At 59.8% G+C, this 25,747-nt stretch carries 28 protein-coding genes and 1 tRNA gene; 16 read left to right on the plus strand and 13 right to left on the minus strand.

The window, feature by feature from the left end; all coding sequences use genetic code 11:
* Positions 1–116 precede the first annotated feature (116 nt).
* The 7 genes from rpmF to ACR3EQ_RS06270 all read left to right on the plus strand — a co-directional run bounded on the left by rpmF (position 117) and on the right by ACR3EQ_RS06270 (position 4,750).
* Positions 117–323, plus strand: coding sequence for a 50S ribosomal protein L32 (gene rpmF, locus ACR3EQ_RS06240; protein WP_008756996.1), 207 nt, complete (start codon positions 117–119; stop codon positions 321–323).
* 24 nt (positions 324–347) lie between these two features.
* Positions 348–1,436 carry a phosphate acyltransferase PlsX gene (gene plsX / locus ACR3EQ_RS06245; RefSeq protein WP_480490109.1) on the plus strand — a complete coding sequence of 363 codons (1,089 nt, stop codon included), beginning with the start codon at positions 348–350 and terminating at the stop codon, positions 1,434–1,436.
* 22 nt (positions 1,437–1,458) lie between these two features.
* Positions 1,459–2,430, plus strand: a complete 972-nt coding sequence (locus tag ACR3EQ_RS06250) for a beta-ketoacyl-ACP synthase III (protein ID WP_170610510.1) — start codon at positions 1,459–1,461, stop codon at positions 2,428–2,430.
* Positions 2,431–2,526: 96 nt separating this feature from the next.
* Positions 2,527–2,829, plus strand: a complete 303-nt coding sequence (gene ihfA / locus ACR3EQ_RS06255) for an integration host factor subunit alpha (RefSeq protein ID WP_008755922.1) — start codon at positions 2,527–2,529, stop codon at positions 2,827–2,829.
* An 18-nt stretch (positions 2,830–2,847) separates the two neighbouring features.
* On the plus strand, positions 2,848–3,471 hold the full coding sequence (locus ACR3EQ_RS06260; protein WP_170610507.1) for a MerR family transcriptional regulator: 624 nt from the start codon (positions 2,848–2,850) through the stop codon (positions 3,469–3,471).
* 61 nt (positions 3,472–3,532) lie between these two features.
* A tRNA-Pro gene (locus ACR3EQ_RS06265) sits at positions 3,533–3,609 on the plus strand.
* A gap of 61 nt (positions 3,610–3,670) precedes the next feature.
* Positions 3,671–4,750, plus strand: a complete 1,080-nt coding sequence (locus tag ACR3EQ_RS06270; RefSeq protein ID WP_480490112.1) for a 2'-deoxycytidine 5'-triphosphate deaminase — start codon at positions 3,671–3,673, stop codon at positions 4,748–4,750.
* A 3-nt stretch (positions 4,751–4,753) separates the two neighbouring features.
* Here the strand turns inward: ACR3EQ_RS06270 and ACR3EQ_RS06275 are convergent, their stop codons facing one another.
* The 6 genes from ACR3EQ_RS06275 to argS all read right to left on the minus strand — a co-directional run bounded on the left by ACR3EQ_RS06275 (position 4,754) and on the right by argS (position 10,394).
* Entirely contained in the window at positions 4,754–4,996 is a 243-nt protein-coding gene (locus ACR3EQ_RS06275) for a hypothetical protein (protein WP_170610500.1), read from the minus strand.
* Positions 4,997–5,059: 63 nt separating this feature from the next.
* A complete protein-coding gene (gene scpB, locus ACR3EQ_RS06280; protein WP_480490113.1) occupies positions 5,060–5,716 on the minus strand; it encodes an SMC-Scp complex subunit ScpB in 657 nt (218 codons plus the stop codon).
* Positions 5,709–6,503: a segregation and condensation protein A gene (locus tag ACR3EQ_RS06285; RefSeq protein ID WP_170610495.1), complete on the minus strand. Its 795-nt coding sequence runs from the start codon at positions 6,501–6,503 to the stop codon at positions 5,709–5,711. Before ACR3EQ_RS06285 ends, scpB begins: the two co-directional genes overlap by 8 nt.
* On the minus strand, positions 6,493–7,500 hold the full coding sequence (nagZ, locus tag ACR3EQ_RS06290) for a beta-N-acetylhexosaminidase (RefSeq protein ID WP_170610492.1): 1,008 nt from the start codon (positions 7,498–7,500) through the stop codon (positions 6,493–6,495). The genes ACR3EQ_RS06285 and nagZ overlap by 11 nt, the downstream gene beginning before the upstream one ends.
* Complete coding sequence (locus ACR3EQ_RS06295) at positions 7,497–8,609, minus strand: SPOR domain-containing protein (RefSeq protein WP_480490115.1); 1,113 nt, start codon at positions 8,607–8,609, stop codon at positions 7,497–7,499. The genes nagZ and ACR3EQ_RS06295 overlap by 4 nt, the downstream gene beginning before the upstream one ends.
* A gap of 39 nt (positions 8,610–8,648) precedes the next feature.
* Positions 8,649–10,394 (minus strand): arginine--tRNA ligase, encoded by a 1,746-nt coding sequence (gene argS / locus ACR3EQ_RS06300; protein WP_480490117.1) that lies wholly within the window; start codon positions 10,392–10,394, stop codon positions 8,649–8,651.
* A gap of 132 nt (positions 10,395–10,526) precedes the next feature.
* On the opposite strand from argS, the gene ACR3EQ_RS06305 reads away from it, so the two are divergent.
* On the plus strand, positions 10,527–11,078 hold the full coding sequence (locus ACR3EQ_RS06305; RefSeq protein WP_170610485.1) for a molybdopterin-binding protein: 552 nt from the start codon (positions 10,527–10,529) through the stop codon (positions 11,076–11,078).
* On the opposite strand, the gene ACR3EQ_RS06310 is transcribed toward ACR3EQ_RS06305, so the two are convergent.
* A complete protein-coding gene (locus ACR3EQ_RS06310) occupies positions 11,079–12,236 on the minus strand; it encodes a deoxyguanosinetriphosphate triphosphohydrolase (protein WP_170610482.1) in 1,158 nt (385 codons plus the stop codon).
* Positions 12,237–12,312: 76 nt separating this feature from the next.
* Between ACR3EQ_RS06310 and ACR3EQ_RS06315 the strand changes: the two genes are divergently transcribed.
* Together ACR3EQ_RS06315 and xth are read left to right on the plus strand one after the other, a co-directional pair.
* A complete protein-coding gene (locus tag ACR3EQ_RS06315; RefSeq protein ID WP_170610479.1) occupies positions 12,313–12,636 on the plus strand; it encodes a HesB/IscA family protein in 324 nt (107 codons plus the stop codon).
* A 200-nt stretch (positions 12,637–12,836) separates the two neighbouring features.
* A complete protein-coding gene (gene xth, locus ACR3EQ_RS06320) occupies positions 12,837–13,616 on the plus strand; it encodes an exodeoxyribonuclease III (RefSeq protein ID WP_170610476.1) in 780 nt (259 codons plus the stop codon).
* Between the two features lie 4 nt (positions 13,617–13,620).
* Here xth and ACR3EQ_RS06325 read toward each other — a convergent pair whose 3' ends face one another.
* Entirely contained in the window at positions 13,621–14,769 is a 1,149-nt protein-coding gene (locus ACR3EQ_RS06325) for an FAD-dependent monooxygenase (protein ID WP_170619151.1), read from the minus strand.
* 72 nt (positions 14,770–14,841) lie between these two features.
* Positions 14,842–15,264, minus strand: coding sequence for an RNA polymerase-binding protein DksA (dksA, locus tag ACR3EQ_RS06330; protein ID WP_170610471.1), 423 nt, complete (start codon positions 15,262–15,264; stop codon positions 14,842–14,844).
* A 382-nt stretch (positions 15,265–15,646) separates the two neighbouring features.
* On the opposite strand from dksA, the gene ACR3EQ_RS06335 reads away from it, so the two are divergent.
* From ACR3EQ_RS06335 to ACR3EQ_RS06360, 6 genes are all read left to right on the plus strand, one after another.
* Positions 15,647–16,492 carry an AAA family ATPase gene (locus ACR3EQ_RS06335; protein WP_170610468.1) on the plus strand — a complete coding sequence of 282 codons (846 nt, stop codon included), beginning with the start codon at positions 15,647–15,649 and terminating at the stop codon, positions 16,490–16,492.
* A 129-nt stretch (positions 16,493–16,621) separates the two neighbouring features.
* The gene (locus ACR3EQ_RS06340) at positions 16,622–17,071 is read left to right on the plus strand and encodes a GNAT family N-acetyltransferase (RefSeq protein ID WP_170610465.1); all 450 of its coding nucleotides are present in this window, start codon (positions 16,622–16,624) and stop codon (positions 17,069–17,071) included.
* Complete coding sequence (locus ACR3EQ_RS06345; protein ID WP_480440392.1) at positions 17,068–18,435, plus strand: DUF2927 domain-containing protein; 1,368 nt, start codon at positions 17,068–17,070, stop codon at positions 18,433–18,435. Before ACR3EQ_RS06340 ends, ACR3EQ_RS06345 begins: the two co-directional genes overlap by 4 nt.
* Before the next feature lie 7 nt (positions 18,436–18,442).
* Positions 18,443–18,613 carry a hypothetical protein gene (locus tag ACR3EQ_RS06350; protein ID WP_170610462.1) on the plus strand — a complete coding sequence of 57 codons (171 nt, stop codon included), beginning with the start codon at positions 18,443–18,445 and terminating at the stop codon, positions 18,611–18,613.
* A 4-nt stretch (positions 18,614–18,617) separates the two neighbouring features.
* Positions 18,618–19,802 (plus strand): vWA domain-containing protein, encoded by a 1,185-nt coding sequence (locus tag ACR3EQ_RS06355; protein ID WP_170610459.1) that lies wholly within the window; start codon positions 18,618–18,620, stop codon positions 19,800–19,802.
* A gap of 324 nt (positions 19,803–20,126) precedes the next feature.
* Positions 20,127–20,816, plus strand: a complete 690-nt coding sequence (locus ACR3EQ_RS06360) for a M48 family metallopeptidase (RefSeq protein WP_170610457.1) — start codon at positions 20,127–20,129, stop codon at positions 20,814–20,816.
* A gap of 45 nt (positions 20,817–20,861) precedes the next feature.
* Here ACR3EQ_RS06360 and ACR3EQ_RS06365 read toward each other — a convergent pair whose 3' ends face one another.
* Genes ACR3EQ_RS06365 through ACR3EQ_RS06380 form a run of 4 tightly spaced genes read right to left on the minus strand, consistent with a single transcriptional unit; the run spans position 20,862 to position 25,713 of the window.
* Positions 20,862–21,413 carry an RSP_2648 family PIN domain-containing protein gene (locus ACR3EQ_RS06365; RefSeq protein WP_170610454.1) on the minus strand — a complete coding sequence of 184 codons (552 nt, stop codon included), beginning with the start codon at positions 21,411–21,413 and terminating at the stop codon, positions 20,862–20,864.
* The gene (locus ACR3EQ_RS06370) at positions 21,410–22,618 is read right to left on the minus strand and encodes an RSP_2647 family RNA methyltransferase (RefSeq protein WP_170610452.1); all 1,209 of its coding nucleotides are present in this window, start codon (positions 22,616–22,618) and stop codon (positions 21,410–21,412) included. Before ACR3EQ_RS06370 ends, ACR3EQ_RS06365 begins: the two co-directional genes overlap by 4 nt.
* A 43-nt stretch (positions 22,619–22,661) precedes the next feature.
* Entirely contained in the window at positions 22,662–22,934 is a 273-nt protein-coding gene (locus ACR3EQ_RS06375; protein WP_170610450.1) for a hypothetical protein, read from the minus strand.
* On the minus strand, positions 22,918–25,713 hold the full coding sequence (locus ACR3EQ_RS06380; RefSeq protein WP_170610950.1) for a [protein-PII] uridylyltransferase family protein: 2,796 nt from the start codon (positions 25,711–25,713) through the stop codon (positions 22,918–22,920). Before ACR3EQ_RS06380 ends, ACR3EQ_RS06375 begins: the two co-directional genes overlap by 17 nt.
* Positions 25,714–25,747: the final 34 nt, after the last annotated feature.

Consider the following 25,747-nt stretch of genomic DNA (forward strand, 5'->3'; position numbering starts at 1 on the left):
TTGGGTTGGACATTGCGGGGCTCGTCCCCTAAACGCGCGTCAAACCACGAGAAAACGAAGAATGAAACCCCGGCCACAGCGAATCTGTCGGCCCATAGTAGACAAAGGTTGAGACCATGGCCGTCCAACAGAACAAAGTTTCCAAGTCGCGTCGCAACAACCGCCGCGCACACGACGCTCTGGTTGCTGCAAACCCGAACGAATGCCCGAACTGCGGTGAGCTGAAGCGCCCGCACCACGTTTGTGCATCCTGCGGCCACTATGATGATCGCGAAGTCGTCGCACAAGCCGACGAAATCGATCTGGACGAAGACGCGGCCTAAGCCTGACAGGACGCAGGCCCAGGCATGACGGATCAGCCCACGCAAAACGACCGGATCATCATCTCGGTTGATGCTATGGGTGGTGATGCAGGGCCCGCTGCCGTTGTCGCGGGTATTGCCAAATCGGCAAGTAAGAACCCGGACATCGGATTTATCCTGCATGGGCCGGAAGAAGAGCTGCGCAGACTGGTTGCCAAACGGCGTGTCCTTGAAGGGCGCGTCGTTTTTCGTGATCGCCCGGACGTGGTCACGATGGAGGACAAGCCCAGCCAAGTGGTGCGCAACGGCAAGCAGACCTCGATGTGGTCGACGCTGGAAGCGGTCCGCGAGGGCGATGCCCATGGCGCGGTGTCCTGCGGCAATACCGGCGCGCTGATGGCGTTGTCGATGATGCGCCTGCGCAAATTGCCCGGCGTGAACCGCCCTGCCATCGCCATTCTGTGGCCTTCGCGCAACCCACAGGGTTTCAACGTGATGCTGGATGTCGGGGCGGATGTCCGCGCCGACGCAAAGGATCTGCTGCAATATGCACTGATGGGCGCATCCTACGCGCGCAATGGCATGGCGCTTGGTCGCCCCCGCATCGGCCTGCTAAACGTGGGGACCGAAGAACATAAAGGCCGCGCCGAACTGAAAGAAGCCCACACCATGATCACGGAATTCGCAGAGCAGGCGAATTTCGAATTTGTGGGATTCGTCGAAGGCAGTGATATCCCCGGTGACAAGGCGGATGTCATTGTAACCGATGGCTTTACCGGCAATGTCGCCATCAAGACCGGAGAAGGCACAGCCAGCCTGATTGGCGATCTGCTGCGCGAGGCGTTCAAGTATTCGCCCCTGTCCCGGCTGGCCTCGGTTCTTGCGATCACCTCGTTGCAACGCCTGAAGAAACGCATTGATCCCCGTCGCGTGAATGGCGGCGTGTTTCTGGGCCTGAACGGGACGGTCGTGAAATCGCATGGCGGAGCGGATGCCACGGGTGTCTCGGCAGCCGTCAAACTGGCGTTCACCCTGGCCGAGTCGGGTTTCGCTGAAAAATTGGCGGCACGGGTTGCATCCACAGCCGAGCTTGCACAAGATGCCGCGCATACTCCGCCCCAGGCGGAAGAATAACAAAAAAGGCAGTACCTACAAAATGGCAGGCCGTTCAGTTGTAGTTGGTATCGGGCATTATTTGCCGGAACGCGTGGTCCCGAACTCTGAATTCGAAAAAACGCTGGATACAACGGATGAGTGGATTCGCACCCGTTCCGGAATCGAACGCCGTCACTTTGCCGCCGATGATGAGACGACATCCGATCTGGCCATCAAGGCAGCAACTGCTGCGCTGGATGATGCCGGTCTGACCGCCGATGATATCGATGCCATTGTTCTGGCGACCTCGACCGCCGATCTGACCTTCCCGTCCGCTGCTACAATGGTGCAGGCCGGACTGGGCATGACCCGTGGTTTTGCTTTCGATGTGCAGGCTGTTTGCGCCGGGTTTGTTTTTGCGCTCGGCAATGCGAACGCGTTGATCCTGGCCGGTCAGGCAAAGCGGGTTATGGTGATCGGCGCCGAGACGTTTTCGCGAATCATGGACTGGACCGACCGGTCGACCTGTGTGCTGTTCGGAGATGGCGCCGGTGCGCTGATACTTGAGGCACAGGAAGGTGAAGGCACGGCGCAGGACCGTGGAATTCTGGCGACCGACCTGAACTCGGACGGGCGCTACAAGGATCTGCTCTATGTCGATGGTGGTGTATCCACCCAATCGACCGGCCATTTGCGGATGCAAGGCAATCAGGTGTTCCGCCATGCCGTCGAAAAGCTGGCCGGAACAGCGAACACCGCGCTTGAGCGAGCCGGGCTTGGCAGTGCCGACGTGGACTGGATCGTCCCGCATCAGGCCAATATCCGCATCATTCAGGGCACGGCCAAGAAGATGGGATTGCCCATGGAAAATGTCGTTGTCACAGTTCAGGATCATGGAAATACATCTGCAGCCTCGATTCCCCTGGCCCTGTCGGTCGGCAAGAAGCGTGGCCAAATCAAACCCGGCGACCTGATCGTTACCGAAGCAATTGGCGGCGGTCTCGCCTGGGGTGCTGTAGTCCTGCGCTGGTAACAGGCGCAATTCGGCTTACATGTCCGCTTGCAATTCATTGATATTGACAGCGAATTTGCCCTACCCCTATGCTTTGTTATCAACAGGGGAAATGGCATGGGCGACAAAACACTGACCCGAATGGATCTGAGCGAGGCCGTCTTTCGTGAAGTTGGCCTTTCACGCAATGAAAGCGCGCAGCTGGTCGAAAGCGTGCTGAACCACATGTCCGACGCACTGGTGCGTGGCGAACAGGTGAAGATTTCATCTTTCGGTACCTTCAGCGTTCGCGACAAAACCGCCCGTATCGGCCGCAACCCCAAAACCGGTGAAGAGGTTCCCATTCAGCCGCGCCGCGTGCTGACTTTCCGTCCGTCGCATCTGATGAAAGATCGCGTCGCCGCAGGGAATCGCAAGTAAGTTCAGGACGCCACGATTATGAGCAAGTCCCCCGACGCGTTTCGCACCATCAGTGAAGTTGCGGACTGGTTGGGCGTTCAGGCTCATGTTTTGCGGTTCTGGGAAAGCCGCTTCACGCAGGTCAAACCTGTCAAACGTGCTGGTGGCCGCCGGTATTACCGCCCCAATGACATGCGGCTGCTGGGTGGCATCAAGAAGCTTCTGCACGAAGATGGGACCACCATCAAAGGTGTTCAGCGTATCCTGCGCGAACAGGGTGTCGCGCATGTGGCCTCGCTGTCTCAGCCGCTCGAGGATGCGGCCGAGGCGGATGTGGTCACTCAGGACGGCACCGTCGTTCCGTTCACGGCTCCCCCCGTCCCGCCATCCGGTCAGATTGATCTTGATCTGGGCGACGGCGATTCCGTTACCCCGGAAGTTTCGGCCCGGCCCGAAGCGGCGGAAGCCCCGGCAACAAACGGCTCGGAAGCCGCTAGGCAGGCCGAACCAGAATATCTGGATGAGGCACCTTTGCTGGGCGGTATCGCATCGCAAGCCTGGAACAGGACCGAGTTTGACGAGGACCTGCTGAAGCAAATCGCCCCCGTCGCAAATGAACTGCGCGCACTGTTGAACAGAATAGAAAACCGATCGGCAGGATAAGAAAAAAGGCGATGATTTCCTCTTGCCCCTGCCGGGAAAGTCTTTATGAACACCTCAACGTCGGGCTATGGCGCAGCCTGGTAGCGCGTCCGTCTGGGGGACGGAAGGTCGCAGGTTCGAGTCCTGCTAGCCCGACCAAATCACACCGACGTTTATGGCAGACAGGCCAGATCCCGCTCTGGCATCAGGGGGGATCCGAATGACAGGCGTATGCCCGAACCAGCAGATCGAGGCGATGATTGCGCGCGGTGAGATTACCGCCAACCCCGATGTCCTTCCAGCGCAAATCCAACCTGCCAGCCTGGATTTGCGTCTTGGAACAGTGGCTTACCGGGTGCGCGCTTCGTTCCTGGCGGGTGAAGGACGCACAGTCGCGGATCGTCTGGCCGAGTTCGAGATGCATCGGATCGACATTACCGACGGTGCCGTTCTGGAAAAGGGATGCGTTTATCTGGTGCCACTGATGGAGTCGCTGGCCCTGCCTGCCGACACCAGCGCCGTGGCCAACGCCAAAAGTTCGACCGGGCGGTTGGACCTGCTGACCCGAACCATCACCGACGAAGGCACGGAGTTCGACCGGGTTCTGAAGGGGTATTCCGGCCCGCTTTATGCTGAGATTTGCCCCCGCTCGTTCTCGGTTCTCGTTCGTCCGGGGATGCGCCTGAACCAGATCCGCTTCCGTCAGGGTCAGGCCGTGCTGAGCGACGCGGAATTGACTGCGCTGCACGCTGAATCGCCGCTGGTCGATGGCCCTGCGGTGATTCAGGACGGGCTGGGTTTTTCGGTCGATCTGCAATTGCCGGACACTGATCTGGTTGGGTATCGGGCCAAACCCCATACCGGCGTGATTGACCTGGATCGCATCGGTGAATATGACCCGCAGGATTACTGGGAAGAAGTGCGGACCCGAAATGGCTGCATCATCCTTGATCCGGGCGCATTCTACATCCTCGTCAGTCGCGAGGCGGTTCATATCCCACCTATGTACGCCGCTGAAATGGCCCCATACTTGGCGATGGTCGGAGAGTTTCGCGTGCACTATGCCGGCTTCTTCGACCCTGGTTTCGGCCACGCCGCCGCCGGTGGCGAAGGATCGCGCGGCGTTCTTGAAGTGCGTTGCCACGAAGCGCCCTTCGTTCTGGAACACGGGCAGGTCGTCGGGCGTCTGGTGTACGAAAAAATGTCCGAGATGCCGACGCAGCTATACGGCGCCGGGATCGCCTCGAACTATCAAGGACAGGGGTTGAAACTGTCCAAGCATTTCAAAGCAGTCGGTTAACGGTCAGAACTTCATGAACCGGCGCATCTGCCGGGTCATGCGCTGAGCCTGTTTCATGCCCTGCGCCTGCCGATTGGCGCTTTCCTGCATGTGACGGTCGGCCTCCGGGTCGCGGGGCGCATCATTTGTCTGCCCGGGCTTGCGGGTCATCCGGTCGGCCATATCAAAGCTCATGTCCACGCCCCGCGTGACAAGCCGGCGCATGACCTGACGCACGATCATGTCGATGATCCGATTAGCATTCATTGCTTAACTCCGTTTTCTGCCCTTAACCTAGTCGATCCATGCGGCAACAAATGGGCGTCCTGCCTACTCGCCCTCGAACAGCCCGGTCTGCTCGTCGTCCGCCTCTTCTTCGCGCCCTTCACCCAGCGGGATCGTGCCCGGAGGGGGCCTGTTCTCGAGCAGACCGGCGGCGCGCAATTCCTTGAGGCCCGGCAGATCGCGGGCATTCTCAAGCCCGAAATGATCCAGAAACTCCGGTGTCACAACAAATGTCACCGGTCGACCCGGTGTCATGCGGCGACGGCCCAGCCTGATCCATTCCATTTCCAGCAACTGGTCGATGGTTCCGCGTGATACCGAAACGCCGCGAATTTCCTCGATCTCGGCTCGGGTACAGGGTTGGTGATAGGCCACAATGGCCAGCGTCTCAATCGCGGCACGGCTGAGTTTGCGGGTCTCGACCGTTTCCTTCTGCATCAGAAAACCCAGATCGGGGGCGGTACGGATCGCCCAGGCTTCGCCCACACGCACCACGCGCACGCCCCGCCCCTCATAACGTTTCTGCAACAATTCAACAGCTTGCGCGGCGTTGCTGCCGTGAGGCATGCGCGCCTCAAGATCGGCGATGGTCACCGGTTCGGCGCTGGCGAAAAGCACGGCTTCGACCATACGTTCCTGTTCCGCCAGGGGCGGCGCTTCGAACAGGGTGCCGGTGCCTTCGTCTTCGGGGGCGTCAGTCACGAGTGTCAGTCCTCTTGCGCAGATGGATCGGAGCAAAGGTTTCGCTCTGCTTGATCTCCATATGTCCTTCTTTCACCAGTTCCAGCGAGGCTGCAAACGTTGCCGCCGTGGCAGAGCGCCGCCGCATCGGGTCGGCATTCCAGCCCTCGGGCAGATAGGTCTCCATATCTGTCCAGGTGCCAGCGAACGCGATCAGGGGACGCATCCGCTCAAGCGCCTGCTCCATGGTGAATACGGCGTCGCGGTCCATCACAAACGGGCGGAACTCGTCGCGGGTCCGGATACGCGCATAGCCCTGCATCAGGTCCAGCAGCGTCGCTGAGTACGTCACGGTGCGGATGCGGGTGACATCCTCGCCCTGCCCGCGTTTGAAAAAGTCGCGCCCAAGCTGGTCGCGCGCCATCAGACGCGCGGCCGCGTCGCGCATGGCCTGCAGACGCTCCAACTGGAACGCCAGATGGGCGGCCAGTTCCTCGCCCGAGGGGCCTTCATCATCCGGGTCAGGGGGCAACAACAGTCGGGATTTCAAAAACGCCAGCCAGGCGGCCATGACCAGATAATCGGCAGCCAGTTCGATCCGCAGCGCACGGGCTTTTTCGACAAAGGCCAGATATTGCTGCGCCAGCGCCAGAACCGAGATTTTGCGCAGATCGACCTTTTGCGTCCGCGACAAGGTCAGCAGCACGTCCAACGGGCCCTCGAACCCGTCGACGTCAACGATCAGCGCCTCGGCTGCCAGCCGGTCCGCGACCGAGACCGGGTCTTCGCTGAAAAGGTTATCGTTCATACACCTGCCCGCCCATTAGGGCAGATAGTTCCGCCTCGGCCGCGGGGATGTCAAGTTCCCGAGGCACCTTGCGCATCGCCAGCGCCCGTTCAGCGCGAGTTTGCGCCTGCCCGGTCATCTCTCCGGCGGCTTCAAGCACACTGGCGCGGGCTTCGAAAGACCCGTTGCAGTGCAGAACCACATCGCACCCTGCGGCCAGTGCCTGACCGGCAATTTCTTCGGGCGCGCCGCTGAGCGCCTTCATCGAGATATCGTCGGTCATGATCAGGCCATCAAAACCGATCTTGTTGCGGATCAGCCCAATCATCGTCGGCGAAATCGTTGCCGGTTGTGGATCGATCCGGTCGTAGACCAGATGCGCGGTCATCCCCATTGGCAGGTCGTTCAGCGCGCGAAACGGTGCAAAATCGGCCTGTGCTAGTTCGGCCTGTTCCAGATCCACATGCGGCAGGTCATGGTGGCTGTCCAATGTCGACAGACCATGCCCCGGCATATGCTTGACAACCGGCAGGACACCACCATCCAGATGCCCCTGCGCCACGGCTTTGCCAATTTTCGAAACCGATGCAGGATCAGTGCCGTAGCAGCGGTTCTTCAGAAACGGGTGCGTTTCGTCGCGGGCCAGGTCAACCATCGGGGCGCAATTGCTGTCGATCCCCAACTCGAACAGCTCATTCGCAATCAGACGATAGCGTAGGTACATGGCGCGTTCGGCCTGATCGCCAGCGCGGCTGGCGTGGTCCAGTGGGGACATCCATTCCCTGGCCAAAGGCGAGCGCAAGCGCTGAACCCGGCCGCCTTCCTGATCGATTGTGATGGGGCAGTTGCGGCCCACCGCCTCGCGGAAATCATCGCACAGGGCACGGATCTGATCTGCGGTGTCGATGTTGCGGCCAAACAGAATAAACCCAAAGGGGTTCATCTGACGGAACAGGCTCTTTTCATCAGGCGTCAGACGCAGGCCTTCGGCATCGGTGATCGCGGCACCAAATGTCACCGTACTGCAACCGGGATGCAGTCAGCCCCCTGTGCCTGGAGCGCCGCGCAGAACTGACGCGAGTCGCTCAGATCGTCGAACCCCAGAACGCGCAGGCGATAGAATGTCCGACCGCCACTTGAGGTTTTCTGGATAACTCTTTGCTTTCCATCCATATACTCATCAAAGCGCCCGCTCATCCGGCCCCATTCCGCCTGCGCGACTTCAACGCTTTCGTAGGCCCCCAGCTGGGCCATCCGGGTACCCTTCGGCAGCGCATTCGGATCAACATCCAACCCGACCGCCGCTTTGACGGCGGCATTGACTGCGGCTTCGGTCTGGCTGTCCGCAAGCACACCGCGATGCACCGCGCGCGCTGGTCTCACCACCGGACGCAGAGATCTGCGAACGCCGGGCAGAACCGCCAGTTCTGGATCCGGCAATTGTGCGGCCAGATCGGCCGGATCAATGGCGGGCTCGTCATCTAGCGTGGATAGCGAGGCCAATTGCACGCCTTCCTCTTCCACCTGACCGGGACTGGCAGCTTCCTGGGCCAGCTCGGCAACCAGCGCGTCAACTGCGCCCTGCCGCAACCGCGCGGCCTCTTGATCCGAGATCGGCTCTTCGATGTGGTGTACGGCCTTTGTCGGCTTCAAGGTGCCCATCGGAGCATCCTCGTCCGCCAATGAAACCGGACGCGGTGCAAGGATCAGGCGATCAGCCGGCGCGGCGGCCGAGCCTTGCGCGGCAACTGCGTTCACAGCAAGCCCCTGGTGATCGGCGGGTGTTCCACCCGGGTTTTCCGGCTGGATACGCATCGGTCCTTCGACAGCGCGCACCACCGGGACCCCGCTGACATCGCGCATGATCAGTTTGTAACCCCAGACAGCGACACCGGCGACCAGCGCCAGAGAGGCGACCGCACCAAGCACATTTACGATCCGGCCCAGTCCAACCGCACTGTGCGGGGCATCATAGTCCTGCATGTCGTCGGAAAAATCATAGCCATCTTCGGGATGCGCCTGATTCGTGTAATGCATGTGCCCGGGGCCTGACTGCCCCGAGTAATCGTAACTCGTCATTTCCGCCTCACCGCCCGAATGCGCCTTAATACGTGGCGCGCGGGTCATTTCTTGTCTGCCTCGATCCGGCGGTTCGGGCGGTGTTGGTTACCGCATCTCCTGCGCCGGAGTGACGCCAAGAATACCCAAGCCCGCTGAAATCACAACAGAAACGGCCCGGGCCAAAGCGATTTTCGACTGGCTTGTGGCAACATCGCCATCCTGGATAAAGCGCAGTTGGGTTTCGTCATTGCCTTTGTTCCACAGCGCGTGGAAGTCGCCCGCAAGCTCGTACAGGTAGAAGGCAACCCGGTGCGGCTCGTTGGTACGCGCGGCGATTTCCACCAGACGCGGCCATTCGGCCAGTTTTTTGGCGACCGTCAGTTCAGAGGCATGGTCGTTCTTGCCCAAATCCGCCCCGGCAAGGGTCGCGTCATCCGTGGCAATCGCCGCCTCGGCTGCGCGGCGCAGCACGCTCATGACCCGGGCATGGGCGTATTGGACGTAGAACACGGGGTTCTCGCGGCTCTGTTCCAGCACCTTGTCGAAATCGAAATCCAACGGCGCGTCGTTCTTGCGGGTCAGCATCACAAAGCGGGTCACGTCTGGCCCAACCTGATCGACCACATCGCGCAGTGTGACAAAGTTCCCTGCCCGTTTTGACATCTTGAACGGCTCGCCATTCTTCCACAGTTTCACCAACTGGGTCAGCTTGATATCCAGCGGCACTTTGCCGTCGGACAGCGCCGACACAGCCGCCTTCATCCGCTTGACATAGCCACCGTGGTCGGCACCGAACACGTCGATCAGCGCATCAAAGCCGCGGCTCACCTTGTCATAGTGATAGGCGATATCCGGGGCGAAATAGGTCCAGCTGCCGTCCGATTTCTTGACCGGGCGATCGACGTCGTCGCCATGCTCGGTCGACTTGAACAGGGTCTGCTCGCGCGGTTCCCAATCCTCGGGCTTTTTGCCCTTGGGTGGTTCCAGCACACCTTCGTAGATCAGGCCCTTGTCAGTCAGCGATTGCAGCGCCGCCTCGATCCGGCCTGTACCGTAGAGCGACTTCTCCGAGAAGAACACGTCCATTTCGACGCCCAGCGCCTTCAGATCGGCCCGGATCAGATCCATCATCTCATCGGTTGCGAACTCGCGCAGCTCTTCCAGCCATTCGCTTTCCGGCTTGTCGATCAGGCTGTCGCCGTATTTGTCTTTCAGCGCCTCACCAATCGGGATCAGGTAATCCCCGGGATACAGCCCTTCAGCGATCTCGGGGCTCAGTCCGTTGGCTTCTCGATACCGCTCGTAGGCAGACCGCGCCAGCACATCGACCTGCGCGCCGCCGTCGTTGATGTAATACTCACGCGTCACATCATGACCCGAGTAGGCCAGCAAGCTTGCCAGAGCGTCACCGAATACCGCGCCCCGCGTATGGCCCACGTGCAGCGGACCGGTGGGGTTTGCGGACACGTATTCCACGTTCACTTTCTGCCCGTGACCCATGGTCGAACGGCCATAGTCTGTGCCCTTTTCCAGCACGGCAGCCAGAACGCCCTGCCAGACAGCGGGAGCCAGCCGCAGGTTCAGGAAGCCCGGCCCGGCGACCTCGGCACTTGTGATCCGGTCATCCGCCGCCAGTTTCCCGGCCAGCACATCGGCAATGTCGCGCGGCTTCATCTTGGCCGGCTTCGCCAACACCATCGCTGCATTCGTCGCCATGTCGCCATGCGCGGCGTCACGCGGCGGTTCGACCGCCACGTTGTCAAAGCTCAGCCCTTCTGGCAAAGCGCCTTCGGACTGCATCTGTGCCAGCGCGTCCAGAACGAGGCCGCGGATCTCGGAAAACAGGTTCATTTCGGATGTCCTTTTGCTTGCCCGGCGGTTTACCACGCAAAGCGGCAAGGTCAATGGAAGCGATCAGTTTAGGCTTGGTTTAGACGTGAACCGGGCTAATGTCGGCAAAAACCACCAACAGGAGTACCAATTATGCGCCTTGCCCTGCCCCTTGCCCTGCTGCTGACAACATCCCTGCCGGTTTGGGCGGATATGCCTTCGCCCCAAGGCCACGTGTTGCTGACCCTGGGCGGTGCGGTATCCCAGACAAACCTGCCCGCGCGCAGCGAAAATGACGGCGGATTGCTGGGATACCTCGAGGTCCAGCACGATGGCGGCGCAGGCTTTGATGCCGCAATGCTGGATGCGCTGGAACAGACCGAGATTTCAATCACCTATGGCCGCGAAGGAAACAAGCGAGAGATTGCCTTTTCAGGGCCGCTTCTGTCGGACGTGATGAAGATGGCGGGTGCGGAAGGCAGAACAGCAAGGCCCATGGCCATGGACGGCTATCAAGCCGAAATTGCGTGGGACAGCATCGCCGCCCACAAGCCCATTGTTGCAACCCGCGCAGATGGCGCACCAATGGGGATCGGCGGATATGGCCCCACTATGATCGTATTCCCGCCCACCGATGACGCCGACCTAGCCCAGACACAATCCGGGCAACAGGTCTGGGCGCTGGCCTATATCGGGGTCGAGTAGTCAGTCCTTCGTAGCTGAAACACCGGTCAGCCTTGCGTGATCCTGCAAGGCGAACCGGTCCGTCATACCGGCGATATAGTCCGAGACTATGCGCGCCAACGCGGTTTCACCTTGGGCGGCTTCGATGTCCTCGTGCCAGCGCGCGGGCATCTGTTTCGGATCGCTCAAGTAGATGGGGAACAGGTCTTCGACAACTTTGCCGACCTCGGCCCGCACTTTCATGACGCTGGGCGCGCGATACATGCGCGAAAACAAGAAGGCCCGGATTTCCCGGAGCCGCGCCCACAAGTCGTCCGAGAACCGCACAACCGGATAGCCAAGGTTGCGAGTATCCTCGACCGATTGCGCGCCGGAAGCCGCAATCAGTTTGGTTGATGTGTCGATGACATCAGCGACCATAACACCAAAGACCCGCCGAAGCGCTTCATGCCGACGACGGTACGCGTCCAGACCCGGGTATTTTTGATCCACTTCCGAGTAGCAATCGCCGACGATAGGAAGTTGCAGGATTTCATCGTCCGAAAACAAACCTGCGCGCAAGCCATCCAGCAGGTCGTGGTTGTTATAGGCAATGTCATCCGACAGCGCTGCAACCTGCGCCTCGGCACTTGCATGTGTGTGCAGTTCAAGATCGAAACCCTGATTGCATTCCGCCAGTGCCCACGGCAGGTCACCGACAACCGGGCCGTTGTGCTTTGCGATGCCTTCCAGACATTCCCAGGTCAGGTTGCAACCATCAAACTCGGCATAATGGCGCTCCAGCCTCGTGACGATCCGAATGGCTTGGGCGTTATGATCAAAGCCGCCATAGGGTTTCATCAAAGCGTGCAATGCGTCCTCGCCGGTGTGCCCGAACGGTGTATGCCCCAGGTCATGGGCCAGCGCGACGGCCTCGGTCAGTTCGGGGTTCAGCCGCAACGCGCCAGCAATCGTGCGCGCGACCTGAGCGACTTCGATGGAATGGGTCAGGCGCGTGCGATAGCTGTCACCCTCATGCTCAACAAACACCTGCGTCTTGTGCTTGAGGCGTCGAAACGCGCTGGCATGAATGATCCTGTCCCGGTCGCGCTGAAAGCATGACCGGAAACTGCTTTCCTCCTCGGGAACAAGCCGCCCCCTTGCGCGGCCCGGATCCGAGGCAAAACACGCTCGCTCCAATAGTCTTGTCCTTGTCGCCTGTCCTTGCAATTTCTATATTGTAAGGTAATGCGGAAATAAACCTTTGGAGCCCGGCATGAATCTGCCTCCGACAGTTACAGAACGCGCTTTTGATCGACTGGCCGAAATTGGCGCGGCAGATCAGGGTCAGGCCCTGCGCGTTGCAGTGGAAGGCGGCGGATGTTCCGGTTTTCAATACGAAATCGCGCTGGATATCCCGACGGAGGATGACCTTGTTCTCGAAGGAAAAGGCCAGAAGGTCATTGTGGACTCGGTCTCGTTGCCGTTTCTTGAAAATGCGGTGATCGATTTCTCGCAGGAACTGATCGGGGCGCGGTTTGTGATTGATAATCCCAATGCCACGTCCTCCTGTGGCTGCGGCACATCTTTCTCAATGTAGCGACTCAAATGGGGGCTCTACCCCCACCCCGGGAAAGACCCACCCCCCCAAGGTGTTTGCAGACAAAAGAAGCATGGTCACTGCTCTGCTTCTGTCTAAAGAACCTCGAACGGCGAGGCCGAGCCTCGCAAATCCGCCCATGATCTTGCCGCAGGGCCTTTTCTGGGCGATAGGTTGCTCAAAGCCACGGAGGACCGCGCATGAAAATCGCCACATTCAACATCAATGGCATCAAGGCGCGGGCCGAAGCGCTGCCCCGGTGGCTGGACGATGCGCAACCGGATGTGGTGCTTCTTCAGGAAATCAAATCGGTAGACGAGAATTTCCCGCGGGAAATGTTCGAAGAGCGGGGATACAACGTCGAGACCCACGGCCAGAAAAGTTTCAACGGCGTGGCCATCCTGTCCAAGTTGCCGCTCGAGGACGTGACCCGCGGATTGCCGGGCCATGATGCGGATGAACAGGCACGCTGGATCGAGGCGACTGTCGTCGGCAAGAAGGCTGTGCGCATTTGCGGTTTGTATCTGCCGAACGGCAATCCCGTTCCGGGACCGAAATACGATTACAAACTGGCGTGGATGGACCGGCTTTATGAGCGGGCCAAAGATCTGCTGGCCAGTGAAGAGCCCGCCTTGATGGCCGGTGACTACAACATCATCCCTCAGGCCGAAGATGCCAAACGTCCGGACGCCTGGCGCGAGGACGCCCTGTTTCGCCCGGACAGCCGTGCGGCGTTTCGCAAGATCCTGAACCTTGGTTTTACCGAGGCCTTTCGGGCACGCACGCAGGGGCCGGGCCACTATTCATTCTGGGATTATCAGGCCGGGGCCTGGAACAAGAATGACGGTATTCGCATTGATCATTTTCTGCTGACCCCGCAAGCGGCCGACCTGATGCGCGATTGCCGGATCGATGCCGAGGTTCGCGGACAGGAAAAACCATCCGACCACGTTCCGGTCTGGGTCGATTTCGATCTGTAAGTCGTCACGCCGTGGCGTCGTAGCTGTAGATCCACTCATACCGCCGCCCCAGTCGCGGCCCCATCGCGGTCAGTGCCATCTGTGCTGCTACGCGCATCGGTCCGCGCAGGTGAAAGTTGCGCGCATTGGCCGTTGCCGTTTCGACTACCTGTCTGGCGCGCGCAGCGCGCGCGGTTTCATAATTGCTAAGCGCATCCGCCAGACTGTCGGCCTGAAACGAACGCGCCAGTATCAGTGCATCTTCCAGTGCGAGACAGGCGCCCTGCGCCATGAACGGAAGCGTCGGATGGGCGGCATCCCCCAGCAAGGCAATGCGTCCATTCTGCCATTTCCGTGCAACCGGCCGAAGGTGAAGCGCCCAGACAAAAGTCTCTTGCACTTCGCCCAGAATCTCACGCACTTTTCCGCCAAAATCCGAGAACCGTTGGCGCAATTCCTCCGGATCACCCGCAAGGCGCCAGTCTTCCTGTTGCCAGTCTGATCGTTCCTCGATCGCGACAATGTTCATAAGGCTCTTATCCCGCAGGGGATAAGTCACGACATGCTGCCCCGGCCCCATCGTCAAATGCGCCTTGGGTGCGCTCAGCTCGACACTCCAGGGGATTGTCGCGCGCCAGGCAACCTGATGGGAAAAACCTGGTATCTCTTCTCCGTTCAGATAGGGACGAATGGCGCTGCGGCCGCCATCTGCCGCGATCAGACAATCGACCGTCAGCAGATCACCGTTTGCCATCCGGATCTCGACACTATCGTCGTCTTCCCGGATGTCCTGAACTTGGCTGTTCAAACGGATTTCCACGCCAGCCGCCTGGGCGGAGTTCAGCAGCAATTCAATCAGGTCCGCCCGGTGATAGTAATAAGTGGGACCTGCCGAAGGTTCCCGTATTCGGCTGATGAAGCGGCCGGTTTTGTAATCACGCAAAACCGTTCCATAGGACCGCTGGCCAGATTCGATGGCGCCACTCACCGCACCCAATGCTTTCAGCACCACCATGCCGTTGGCACTGATCTGCAACCCGGCCCCGACCTCGCTGATGTCGCTGGCCTGTTCAAGGACCACCACATCAGCTCCGGTCTGACGCAATGCGGTGGCAGCGGCAAGGCCGCCGATTCCCGCACCCACAACCGCGATTTTCAAACCCTGAGTATTCATGAATCAGACTTACCGCACAAAAAACGCCGGAGCCAATGGCCCCGGCGTTTTTGAATTGCAATATTCCGGCGGTTAATCGTCGCGGTGGACTTTTTCGCGGCGCTCGTGACGCTCTTGCGCCTCAAGCGTCATGGTCGCAATCGGACGCGCATCCAGTCGCTTAAGCGAGATCGGATCGCCCGTCATCTCGCAATACCCGTACTCGCCTTCGTCAATCCGGCGCAGTGCCGAGTCGATCTTAGCCACCAGCTTGCGCTGACGATCACGGGTACGCAGTTCCAGCGCGCGGTCGGTTTCCTCGCTTGCGCGGTCGGCGACATCAGGGATGTTACGCGTGTTGCCCTGCAACCCTTCGATGGTATCGCGGCTGCCTGCTAAAAGTTCATTCTTCCAATCGGTCAGCTTGCGTCGAAAATATTCAAGCTGGCGGTCGTTCATGAACGGTTCATCTTCGGCCGGTCGATAATCTTCCGGCAGAAAAACTTCCTGTTTCATTTGTGCTCCCTCGGTACGGCCAGAAACGTCGGTCGCGGTCGTTTCACCTGACATTTGGCACCCCCTCTGCGCAGCATTTATCCGACGGCGCAGGGAATGTCACTACACAAAACCCGGACTGCTGCGCCGTCATCATGTCAGTATCTAATAATGATACTTTGCAAGGGAAAACCTTGTTTTTCTGTGGAGTTTTCCGGGCCTTTTCCGGGCAGTTTGTTAACAGCGCAACTTTAGGATGAGGGCGAATCAATTCCCAGGCCTTCCCGGGCTGCAATTTTGCCTGCACGGACGCAGCGGCGCGGGTTGTCAAACCCGCCCGCCCTCTGTACCCCAAGGGGCGCAAATTCCGCCCATGACGGGCACGATACGACACGGGGGCCCAATGACCACACGTTTCCAAGGTACAGCCGAATATGTTGCCACAGACGACCTCAATATCGCCGTCAATGCCGCTGTGACCCTTGAACGCCCGTTGCTGGTCAAAGGTGAACCCGGTACTGGCAAGACCGAACTGGCCAAGCAGGTGGCCGGTGCCCTGGGTCTGAGAATGATCGAATGGAACATAAAGTCGACCACGCGCGCGCAACAGGGTCTGTATGAATACGATGCCGTCAGCCGCCTGCGCGACAGCCAGCTGGGCGAAGAGCGCGTGCACGACGTGTCGAACTACATCCGCAAGGGCAAGCTGTGGCAGGCATTCGAGACGGACGAAAAGGTCGTTCTGCTGATCGATGAGATCGACAAGGCCGATATCGAGTTTCCAAACGACCTGCTGCAGGAGCTCGACAAGATGGAGTTCCATGTCTACGAGACCGGAGAGACCATCCGCGCCAAAAACCGGCCGATCGTAATCATTACCTCGAACAACGAAAAAGAACTGCCCGACGCATTCCTGCGCCGCTGCTTCTTCCACTACATCCGCTTTCCGGATGAGGCCACGATGCGCCGGATCGTCGACGTGCACCACCCAGGCATCAAGGACGCGCTGCTGACCACGGCCCTGACCCAGTTCTACGAAATCCGCGAAACTCAGGGGTTGAAGAAAAAACCTTCGACCTCGGAAGTGCTGGACTGGCTCAAGCTACTTCTGGCCGAGGATCTGACAGCCGAAGACCTGAAGCGTGATGGTGTCAACGCTCTGCCCAAGCTGCATGGCGCACTGCTTAAGAACGAGCAGGACGTGCATTTGTTCGAACGCCTTGCTTTCATGGCGCGCAGCAAGCGGTAATTCCGCCGATATGGCTGAACATCGGGTGATCGCGGGTTGCCTTGGGTCCGACCGGATGTCAGCATAACTCCGGCCAGCCCCGGCGCATCGCGCCCCGAGACCGACATGAATTGACAGGATCTGCAACAGATGCCCGACGCTCCAACAGTTCGCCCCTTGCGTAACGAGGACCGGGATCAGTGGTCCGACATGTGGCGCGACTACCTGGCGTTCTACGAAACATCGGTTCCGGACGACGTCTATGACACGACCTTTTCCCGTCTTCTGGGAGATGACCCAAGTGATTTTTCCTGTTTCGTTGCCGAACTGGACGGGCAACTGATCGGGCTGACTCATTTCCTGTTTCACCGCCACGCCTGGAAGGTTGAACAGGTTTGCTATCTGCAGGATCTGTTCACACGCCCCGAAGCGCGCGGCACGGGTGTCGGGCGGGCACTAATCCAGGCGGTCTATGACGAGGCGGATCGCCAAGGTGCGCCGTCAGTCTACTGGTTGACCCAGGGTTTCAATCATACTGCCCGAAAACTCTACGACCGCATTGGAAAGCAGACTCCGTTTATCAGGTATCAGCGTCCATGATGCGATGGGTTGCTCTTTGTCTGGCGGCCGCATTGGCGGGCTGTGCGTCTGTCAAAACGACGGAACCCCCGACCCGGGTGCAAGCGGTGGAAAGCGTGCTGCCCCCGGCAAAGATGTTCACAAGATCTTATCCGATGCCGCCCGCGCGCTCGAACGGAAACATCGCTGCTGATTTTATGTCGCTGCATTTCGCACTGGAATCCGGCGCGGTTCTGCCCATGTTCACGCGCTTTGAAGGTCCGGTCACTGTCCGGTTGACCGGCACTCCGACCGCCAGCATGCAACGCGATCTGACCAGGTTGCTGACCCGCCTGCAACGTGAAGCCGGGATCGACATCCGTCAGATCAGGGACGGTCAGGCCAACATTACCATCGAGGCGGTCGGTCAGAAACAAATCCACAGCATCTTGCCCAATGCCGCCTGTTTTGTGGTGCCAAACGCATCCAGTTTTGAAGAATACCGCCGCGACCGGCGTAAACGCAAAAGCAACTGGACCGAATTGCGCAAGCGCGAACGTCTGGGGATTTTCATCCCATACGACGTTAGCCCACAGGAAATGCGCGACTGCCTTCACGAGGAACTGGCGCAAGCGCTGGGGCCGCTGAATGACCTGTATCACCTGCCGGATTCGGTTTTCAACGACGACAATATCCACACCGTCCTGACCGGCTTTGACATGCTGATCCTGCGCACCGCCTACGCGCCCGAACTGCGCAACGGCATGACCCCTGAACAGGTCGCGGCCGCCCTGCCCGGAGTTCTGAGCCGCCTGAACCCACGCGGTGACAGATTGCCGAAGCAACCCGTTTCGGAAACGCCGCGCGAGTGGATTGTTGCGATACAGAAGGCGCTTGGGCCGGGTCAGGGCTCGTCCAGACAGGTCCGGGCAGCCGAGAACGCAGCGCGGATCGGAAAAGCGCGCGGCTGGACAGATCATCGCCGCGCTTACCCACACTATCTGTTGGGCCGCATGGCCCAGTTCGATGACCCGTTGGAAGCGAAACGTCAGTACGACATTGCCATGCAATATCTGATGCAGACCCCCGGCACTGAAGTCCATAGAGCGCATGTCACCACACAGACTGCTGCCTATTCGCTGGCACAAGGCAGAGGGCCGGAGGTTCTGCCTCAACTGGACAACGCGATTGATGTCATGACAAAGGCCGAAAACGCCTCGATCCTAGCCACGCTGCTGCTGTTGAAATCCGAGGCTCTCAATCAGGCCGGTCGCCCGGAACAGGCACGCGCCGTCAGGCTGGACAGTCTTGGGTGGGCAAGATACGGCTTCGGCTCGGATCTGGTAATGCGTTCTGTGACTCAGGAAGTCGCCGCGACGAACGCCAACACTGAAAACAACGGATGACAGGCGAATGGTAGTGGTTCTGGGCATGGCGGTTCTGGGCGCAATTCTGGGGGCGCTGACCGCGCGAAAACGCAATGGGTCCGGGGCGGACATTGCACAATACGCCGCCGGATACGGCATCGCGTTCGCATTGGCAGGTTTGGTGATGTCCCTGATCCTGGTTCGTCTGGTAGCCTGATCCGATGTTTCTGCCCTTCTTCGAAAACCTTCGCAAAGCAGGCATTCCGGTGTCTCTGCGCGAGTATCTGACGTTTCTGGAAGGGATGAAAAAAGGGCTTGCCACCTATGATGTCGAGGCCTTCTATTACCTCGCCCGCGTGTCGATGGTGAAGGACGAACGCAACATCGACAAATTCGACCGGGCCTTTGCCGCCAGCTTCGAAGGACTGAACGAAATCAGTTTCGATCAGGTGCTGGAGGCGGTCGATATCCCCGCCGAATGGCTTGCCAAGATGGCTGAAAAGCACCTTAGTGACGAGGAAAAGGCCGAAATCGAGGCTCTGGGCGGGTTTGAAAAGCTGATGGAGACGCTGCGCGAGCGTCTGAAGGAGCAGCAAGGCCGCCACCAAGGCGGCAACAAGTGGATCGGCACCGCCGGAACCTCGCCGTTCGGCGCCTATGGCTACAACCCCGAAGGCGTACGGATCGGTCAGAAGGAAAGCCGCCATCAGCGCGCGGTCAAGGTCTGGGATAAGCGTGAATTCAAAAACTTAGACGACACAGTTGAACTGGGCACGCGCAACATCAAAGTGGCACTGAAACGCCTGCGTCGCTGGGCCCGTGAAGGGGCTGCCGAAGAACTGGATCTGGACGGAACCATCCGGGCCACGGCAGAACACGGCTATCTGGATGTCAAAACTCGGCCTGAACGTCACAACGCCGTAAAAGTGCTGCTGTTTCTGGACGTGGGCGGTTCGATGGACCCGCATATCAAGGTGGTCGAGGAGCTGTTCTCGGCCGCCCGGACCGAGTTCAAGCATCTTGAATACTACTATTTCCACAACTGCCTCTATGAAGGCGTCTGGCGCGACAATCGCCGCCGTTGGGATCAACAGACACCGACCCACGAAGTGTTGCGCACCTATGGTCCGGACTACAAGTGTATCTTTGTCGGCGACGCTTCGATGAGCCCTTACGAGATCGCCTATCCCGGTGGCGCGAACGAGCATTGGAACAAAGAGGCCGGTCAGGTCTGGCTGCAACGCGCGCGCGAGCAGTGGACATCGAACCTGTGGATCAATCCGGTCCCCGAGAAATACTGGGAATACACTCACTCGATCGGAATGATCCGGGAGATTTTCGAGGATCGCATGGTGCCGATGACACTGGCTGGACTGGAGCAAGGGATGCGCGAACTGACGCGGTAACGTCAGGGGAGCCGGGCGCAAGGCGCACCATGTTATGATGTACCATTCTCACCATGTCGGAGAGGTACACGAAAATGATCATTCGCATCTTTCAGGTTGTAGCACGCCCTGGCAAAGAGGAAGAGTTTGGACGCCCTGAAAGCCTTTGTCGGGGAAGATTACGCCAGCCCGCATATCGACGCCGCCGAGGCTGAACTGGTCGAAAGCAGATTGATAAAGCACTACAATCTGGTCGAAACCTGAGTTCAAATGCCCAGATCAAAACAAGCGTTCAATCCGAGAATTCAGGTTGCCCTGACCGGCCTGCACGCCCATATCTGAACTATGCTTCGTCTGACCCCGATCCTGCTGGCCATAGCCTATGCCGTCGTGATGTATCGCATCTCGGTCTGGCGCACGCATCGGGAACTGGATGCCAAATCGACCGAGCTGGCAGACCCGGCACTGAAGCGGATGACCGACCGGCTGGCTGCCGCTTTGAATGTGGATCGGGTGCCGGTCTATATTTACGAGATTGATCCGGTTAACGGGCTGGCCTCGCCGGATGGCCGCATCTTCATCACACGCGGCTTTTACCGGAAATTCGCAAACGGAGAGGTTTCCGCCGAAGAAATGGCCAGTGTCATCGCTCATGAGCTGGGCCATGTTGCGCTTGGACATGCACGGCGGCGGATGATCGACTTTTCCGGGCAGAACGCTTTGCGCGCAGCGCTGATGATGCTGCTGAACCGGTTCATTCCCTTCATCGGTGCCTGGATTGCCAATATGCTGACGCATCTGCTGGCATCGCGACTGTCGCGTGGCGATGAGTATGAGGCGGATGAGTATGCCGCTGCGCTTCTGACCAAGGCAGGGATCGGAATTGGCCCGCAGAAATCACTGTTTCACAAGCTGGAAGGCCTGACCCAGCAGCGCGCCGGTGTCGTTCCGGCCTGGTTGATGAGCCATCCGAAGACAGATGAGCGGATTGCGGCGCTGGAAGTCCTTGAACAGCGTTGGGGATCAAACGCATAGGGTCGGAACTTGGGGGCGCCGCCCCTTTCGCTCTCCGAGGGACTTTCAAACAGAAGTCGTATGCAGCGCTTTGCCCAGACGCGGCAGGCGGGCTTTTTTCATGAGCGCGCGCAAGGTCCATTGATCGCCGGACAGACGGTTGGCTTCGGCCAGAACGCGCGCGGCGTTTTGGGCCATTCCGTTGGGGTCGGTAGTCCAGAAACCATACAGAAATGTATCGGGGTCGACGCGGTCAAGTCCCTCTTCGGCCAGAAGGTTCCCTGGAAAATCCTTGGCGTTTACCGTGACAATCACATCAGCGGAACTGGCGATTGCTGTTGCCAGCACGTGGATGTCCGCAGCATCAGGCAACCACAGACGGTTTTCGATACCCGGAGCCGCTGACTTTGCTGCGCCCGGCCATTGCGTCTGTGTCAAAGCGATTTCGGCGCGGGCCTGCATTTCACCGTCGGGGCCCAGCTTGCGCGCGGCACGGGCCCATTCCTCGAGGATACGGTCCGACCAGACAGGTGCGAAATGGCCCAGACGGGCCGCGCCCAGCAGCATCTCTCGCATCACCGTGGGGTAGATGACGCAGGTGTCCAGAACCGCCTTCACAACCGGAAGAACACCGCTTTGAGGTAGCCGCTTTCGGCCAGTTGCGGCAGCTGCGGGTGGTCGGAACCGGCGAAACCTGTGTGGATCAGTTGCGCCCGCCGCCCGGCCCGCCCGATCCCGCGGGCGGATGCGTCCCTGAAGCGGCCCAGATCCGCCGCGTGAGAACAGGAGCACAAGCCCAGATACCCGTCGGGTTTGACCAGCGGGGCGGCCAGACGCGCAATACGTTCATAGGCCCGCAAACCGGCATCAAGCGCTTGTTTCGAAGGTACAAATGCCGGGGGGTCGCAGACCACAACGTCAAAGCGGGCTCCTTCATCGCCCAACTGGGTCAAAACATCGAACGCATCACCCTGCCGCGTGCTGAAGCGGTCGGAAAAGCCCGAGGCCGCAGCCCCCTTGGTCGCCAGATCCAGCGCTGCCGCAGATCCATCCACGGATAGCGCACCAGCAGCGCCGCCCGCCAACATCGCCAGACCGAAGCCGCCCACATGGCTGAACACGTCCAGTACCTGAGCACCGGGGTGCACCAGTCTGGCGGCAAAGGCGTGATTTGGGCGCTGATCGTAGAACAGACCGGTTTTCTGGCCGCCCGTCAGATCGGCCATGTAGGTCGCGCCATTCATCGGAACGGGCAACGGAGCATCCGGGGCCGTACCGCGCAGGGTCATGTTCACATCATCCAGCCCTTCCAGCCCGCGCGTACGACCAGAGGCATTCTTGAGCACCGTGGAAACCCCGGTCACCTTGACCAGCGCATCGGTCAGCCTGTCCAGATGAGCTTCGGCCCAAGCGGCGTTGGGCTGGATCACGCAGGCGTCACCAAAACGATCGATGATGACACCGGGGAATCCGTCAGCCTCGGCATGCACGAGGCGGTAATAGGGTGCGTCGTACAAACGCTCGCGCATCTCCAGCGCCCGTGTCAGGCGAGTTTCGAACCACGCTGCATCAAGCCGTGCGTTCAGATCGCGATCGAGAACGCGGCACATGATTTTTGAATCCGGGTTGACCGCCACTAGCGCTATCGGCGCCCGTTTGTCATCTTCCAGAACGGCAAGCGAACCAGCCGGGATTTTTCGCGTGCGGCGGTCGGTGACGATGTCATTGGCATAAACCCAGGGAAAACCATGGCGCAGACCGCGCGCATTGGCCTTGGGTTTCAGACGGATGGAAGGGCGATCTGTTTCAGCAGGCTGGGTCATGACGCCCTCTTAGTGGCGAACGCGGGCCTGCGAAACCCCTTGTTTACCTGTCGCGCCCGCGCCAGCCGCCGCGCCGCTTCGGAGCCTGAGCGGTTTGAAGCCCCTCACGCAGTACCTTCGTCATAGGATGTTCAGCATTTTCAGTTGCATAAGCCGCGTGCAACTCGGTCAGGGCCTGCGTCTGATCACGATCCGCAGGCAAGCTGAGCGCCCAGTCCAGAAAGATACTGCGGCATTCGGGCAAAGTGATGCCGTCTATGCGATAGGCTTCGAGTATCAGACCCTTGTGATCGTTTGGATCAGAGTTTCGGCCCATCGTCTTCCCCTTGCATCACCATCCCGATCAGCCGGGCGGCCGTATCGTAGCTTTCCTGCAGCGCGTTCTGCAACTGGCTGACCTGGTCAAATCCGGTGGCCCGGCAAAGGAAGGCGGTGCCGCCTTCGCCGATCTGATCTGCCTCGATCACTTTGCCCGACAGCAGTCGCGCAGCGCATTGTACCGACCAGCATAGGTCGTAACAGTCCTTCAGGGATTGTGCCTGCGCGACATCCAGCAACCCGGCAGCGACCGCGCCATCCAGCCCGGAATGCACGTCGCGTTGGGGAATGCCGGCCAGCAACGCTCCGGTTTCGGCCATCAGTTCGATATCCATCATCCGCCCCGGGCCGTTCTTGGCATCCCAGATACCAGCCGGCGATTTTGCGGCGGCAAGCCGTTCCCGCATTTCGGCGACCTCCCGCAAGATCTTGTCCCGATCGCGCGGCTGCGCCATGAAATCTGCGCGGAAGGTTTCGATCGCATCGCCAAGGTCCGGGTCACCGCCCACGACGCGGGCACGGGTCAGCGCCAGATGTTCCCACACCCAGGCCTCATTTTTCTGGTAATTGGTAAAACTGGCCCAGCTTGTAGCCACCGGACCCTGATTGCCGGAGGGGCGCAGGCGCATGTCGACCTCGTAAAGCCGTCCTTGCGACATCGGTGCAGACAAGGCGGTGATCAGGGCCTGTGTAAATCGGGCAAAATACGGACGCGTGCCCAACGGACGCGGCCCGTCCGACATATCCTGATCCAGCGGATCATAGATGACAATCATGTCCAGATCGGATTGCGAGTTGATCTGCCCCGCCCCTAGCGAGCCCATGCCCAGAACCACGGCCCCGCGCCCCGGCGCCGGACCATGTTTGCGGGCAAACTGTTCGGCCACGCAGGGCAGGATTGCGGCGATCACGGCATGAGCCAGTTCGGCGTATTGCCGCCCGGCCTCTACACCGTCAATCAATCCGCGCAGGTGGTGTACACCGATGCGGAAATGCCATTCCTTGCACCAGCGCCGTGCCAGATCCAGCCGGGATTCATAATCGTCCTCACCAGACAACGCCTGCGTCAACTCAGCCTCAAGCGCGGCCTGCCCGGGCCAATCGGCAAAGAAACTGCCGCCAATAACGGCATCAAAAACCGAAGCGTTGCGCGACAGATGCGTGGCCAGTGCGTGCGAAGTACCGACAATATCGATCAGCAGGTCGATCAGTTGCGGGTTGGCTTCGAACAGGGAAAACAACTGAACCCCGGCGGGCAATCCGGCCAGAAACCCATCAAGCGCCTGCAACGCCTCGTCGGGCTGGGCTGTCTTGGCCAGACGCGAGAGCAATTCGGGCTTCAGGCGTTCGAATATCCGTGCGCCGCGCTGCGAGCGCAAAGCGGGGTAAGTCGGCCAGCGGGCTAAAACGTTCTTGTCAAATTCTACGCTTTCTACCGAGGTCGGCCGTTGGCCATGCCCCGGGGCGAAAAACCCTTCGGTCAGTTCATGTACTTCGGTCAGCCTGCGGGTCAGGTCCGATTGCAACGCGACGCTGCTGATCCCCATCAGGCAGGCGACGCGTTCAATTCCGTCTTCGGATTTCGGAACCTTGTGGGTCTGGGCGTCGTGAATCATCTGGATGCGGTGCTCAACCTCGCGATGAGCACGGTAATGATCGCTGAGCTTTTCTGAAACGTCCTGCGGCACCCACCCCTTGTTCGCCAGCGCCGCCAACCCCGGAACCGTTGCGCGCAGCCGCAGATCCGGGTCGCGGCCACCCGCAATCAACTGGCGTGTCTGGGTGAAGAACTCGATTTCCCGAATGCCACCCTGCCCCAGTTTCATGTCATGGCCGGGAATGGTCAGCGTGCCGCCGGTCCCCTTGTTTTCCCGAATGCGCAAGCGCATGTCGTGGGCGTCCTGAATCGCTGCAAAGTCCAGATGGCGGCGCCAGACAAATGGGCGCAGCGCGTCAAGAAACCTGTCTCCGGCGGCAATATCGCCCGCGCAGGGGCGCGCCTTGATATAGGCGGCGCGTTCCCATGTGCGACCCAGGCTTTCATAGTACCGTTCAGCCGCTTCCATCGCCAAGCAGACCGGTGTTACGGCCGGGTCGGGACGCAGGCGCAGATCGGTGCGGAAGACATAGCCATCAGCGGTTTTCTCGCTCAGCGTGGCGCAGAAATTGCGGGTCGCGCGCACCATGCTTTGCCGCGCGTCATAGAAATCATCCGGTTCGAAACGTGTCTCGTCGAACAAGACGATCAGATCGATGTCCGAACTGTAATTCAGTTCGTGCGCACCCATCTTGCCCATAGCCAGGATGACCATTCCCGCAGCGTTTACAACATCTTCCTCGGTCATTCCCGGCAGTTTACCGCGTCTGATCAGAGCCGCGATTTCCGCCTTGGCGGCGACATCCGCTGCCAGCGCACCAAAATCGGTCAGCGCTGCGGTCACTTTTTCCAGAGGCCAGGCCCCGGACAGATCAGCAAGCGCGGTCAGCAAGGCCACGCGCCGCTTGGCCTGCCGCAGCCCCGGTTTCAACTGATCCGGCGGCAAAGCACGGGCGGTATCCATCACATCTGCCAGCGCCTGATCAGGGTGGTGCAATGCGCCCGACAGCCATTCGGCCTCTCGTTCAACAAGGCTTTTCAGATAAGGACTGGAACCGGCTGTTCCGGCGATCAGATCACCTTGTTCGCTGGTCAGATCGGGCACCAACGCCCGCGTCTCGGCCCCCAAAACGGGATCATAGGCAAGCGGTGCGCGAATAATGGCAAGTGCATCTGTCATGCGCGCAGGTTGCGCATCACCGTTGAGCAACGTC

It is taken from the genome of Ruegeria sp. AN11 (genome assembly GCF_056536005.1).

Excerpts from the sequence above, each read along its gene's own strand:
- rpmF (WP_008756996.1), top strand. The coding sequence starts at position 117 with ATGGCCGTCCAACAGAACAAAGTTTCCAAGTCGCGTCGCAACAACCGC.
- plsX (WP_480490109.1), top strand. The coding sequence starts at position 348 with ATGACGGATCAGCCCACGCAAAACGACCGGATCATCATCTCGGTTGAT.
- ACR3EQ_RS06250 (WP_170610510.1), top strand. The coding sequence starts at position 1,459 with ATGGCAGGCCGTTCAGTTGTAGTTGGTATCGGGCATTATTTGCCGGAA.
- ihfA (WP_008755922.1), top strand. The coding sequence starts at position 2,527 with ATGGGCGACAAAACACTGACCCGAATGGATCTGAGCGAGGCCGTCTTT.
- ACR3EQ_RS06260 (WP_170610507.1), top strand. The coding sequence starts at position 2,848 with ATGAGCAAGTCCCCCGACGCGTTTCGCACCATCAGTGAAGTTGCGGAC.
- ACR3EQ_RS06270 (WP_480490112.1), top strand. The coding sequence starts at position 3,671 with ATGACAGGCGTATGCCCGAACCAGCAGATCGAGGCGATGATTGCGCGC.
- ACR3EQ_RS06275 (WP_170610500.1), bottom strand. The coding sequence starts at position 4,996 with ATGAATGCTAATCGGATCATCGACATGATCGTGCGTCAGGTCATGCGC.
- ACR3EQ_RS06285 (WP_170610495.1), bottom strand. The coding sequence starts at position 6,503 with ATGAACGATAACCTTTTCAGCGAAGACCCGGTCTCGGTCGCGGACCGG.
- ACR3EQ_RS06295 (WP_480490115.1), bottom strand. The coding sequence starts at position 8,609 with ATGACCCGCGCGCCACGTATTAAGGCGCATTCGGGCGGTGAGGCGGAA.
- argS (WP_480490117.1), bottom strand. The coding sequence starts at position 10,394 with ATGAACCTGTTTTCCGAGATCCGCGGCCTCGTTCTGGACGCGCTGGCA.
- ACR3EQ_RS06305 (WP_170610485.1), top strand. The coding sequence starts at position 10,527 with ATGCGCCTTGCCCTGCCCCTTGCCCTGCTGCTGACAACATCCCTGCCG.
- ACR3EQ_RS06315 (WP_170610479.1), top strand. The coding sequence starts at position 12,313 with ATGAATCTGCCTCCGACAGTTACAGAACGCGCTTTTGATCGACTGGCC.
- xth (WP_170610476.1), top strand. The coding sequence starts at position 12,837 with ATGAAAATCGCCACATTCAACATCAATGGCATCAAGGCGCGGGCCGAA.
- ACR3EQ_RS06325 (WP_170619151.1), bottom strand. The coding sequence starts at position 14,769 with ATGAATACTCAGGGTTTGAAAATCGCGGTTGTGGGTGCGGGAATCGGC.
- dksA (WP_170610471.1), bottom strand. The coding sequence starts at position 15,264 with ATGAAACAGGAAGTTTTTCTGCCGGAAGATTATCGACCGGCCGAAGAT.
- ACR3EQ_RS06335 (WP_170610468.1), top strand. The coding sequence starts at position 15,647 with ATGACCACACGTTTCCAAGGTACAGCCGAATATGTTGCCACAGACGAC.
- ACR3EQ_RS06340 (WP_170610465.1), top strand. The coding sequence starts at position 16,622 with ATGCCCGACGCTCCAACAGTTCGCCCCTTGCGTAACGAGGACCGGGAT.
- ACR3EQ_RS06345 (WP_480440392.1), top strand. The coding sequence starts at position 17,068 with ATGATGCGATGGGTTGCTCTTTGTCTGGCGGCCGCATTGGCGGGCTGT.
- ACR3EQ_RS06350 (WP_170610462.1), top strand. The coding sequence starts at position 18,443 with ATGGTAGTGGTTCTGGGCATGGCGGTTCTGGGCGCAATTCTGGGGGCG.
- ACR3EQ_RS06355 (WP_170610459.1), top strand. The coding sequence starts at position 18,618 with ATGTTTCTGCCCTTCTTCGAAAACCTTCGCAAAGCAGGCATTCCGGTG.
- ACR3EQ_RS06360 (WP_170610457.1), top strand. The coding sequence starts at position 20,127 with ATGCTTCGTCTGACCCCGATCCTGCTGGCCATAGCCTATGCCGTCGTG.
- ACR3EQ_RS06370 (WP_170610452.1), bottom strand. The coding sequence starts at position 22,618 with ATGACCCAGCCTGCTGAAACAGATCGCCCTTCCATCCGTCTGAAACCC.
- ACR3EQ_RS06375 (WP_170610450.1), bottom strand. The coding sequence starts at position 22,934 with ATGGGCCGAAACTCTGATCCAAACGATCACAAGGGTCTGATACTCGAA.
- ACR3EQ_RS06380 (WP_170610950.1), bottom strand. The coding sequence starts at position 25,713 with ATGACAGATGCACTTGCCATTATTCGCGCACCGCTTGCCTATGATCCC.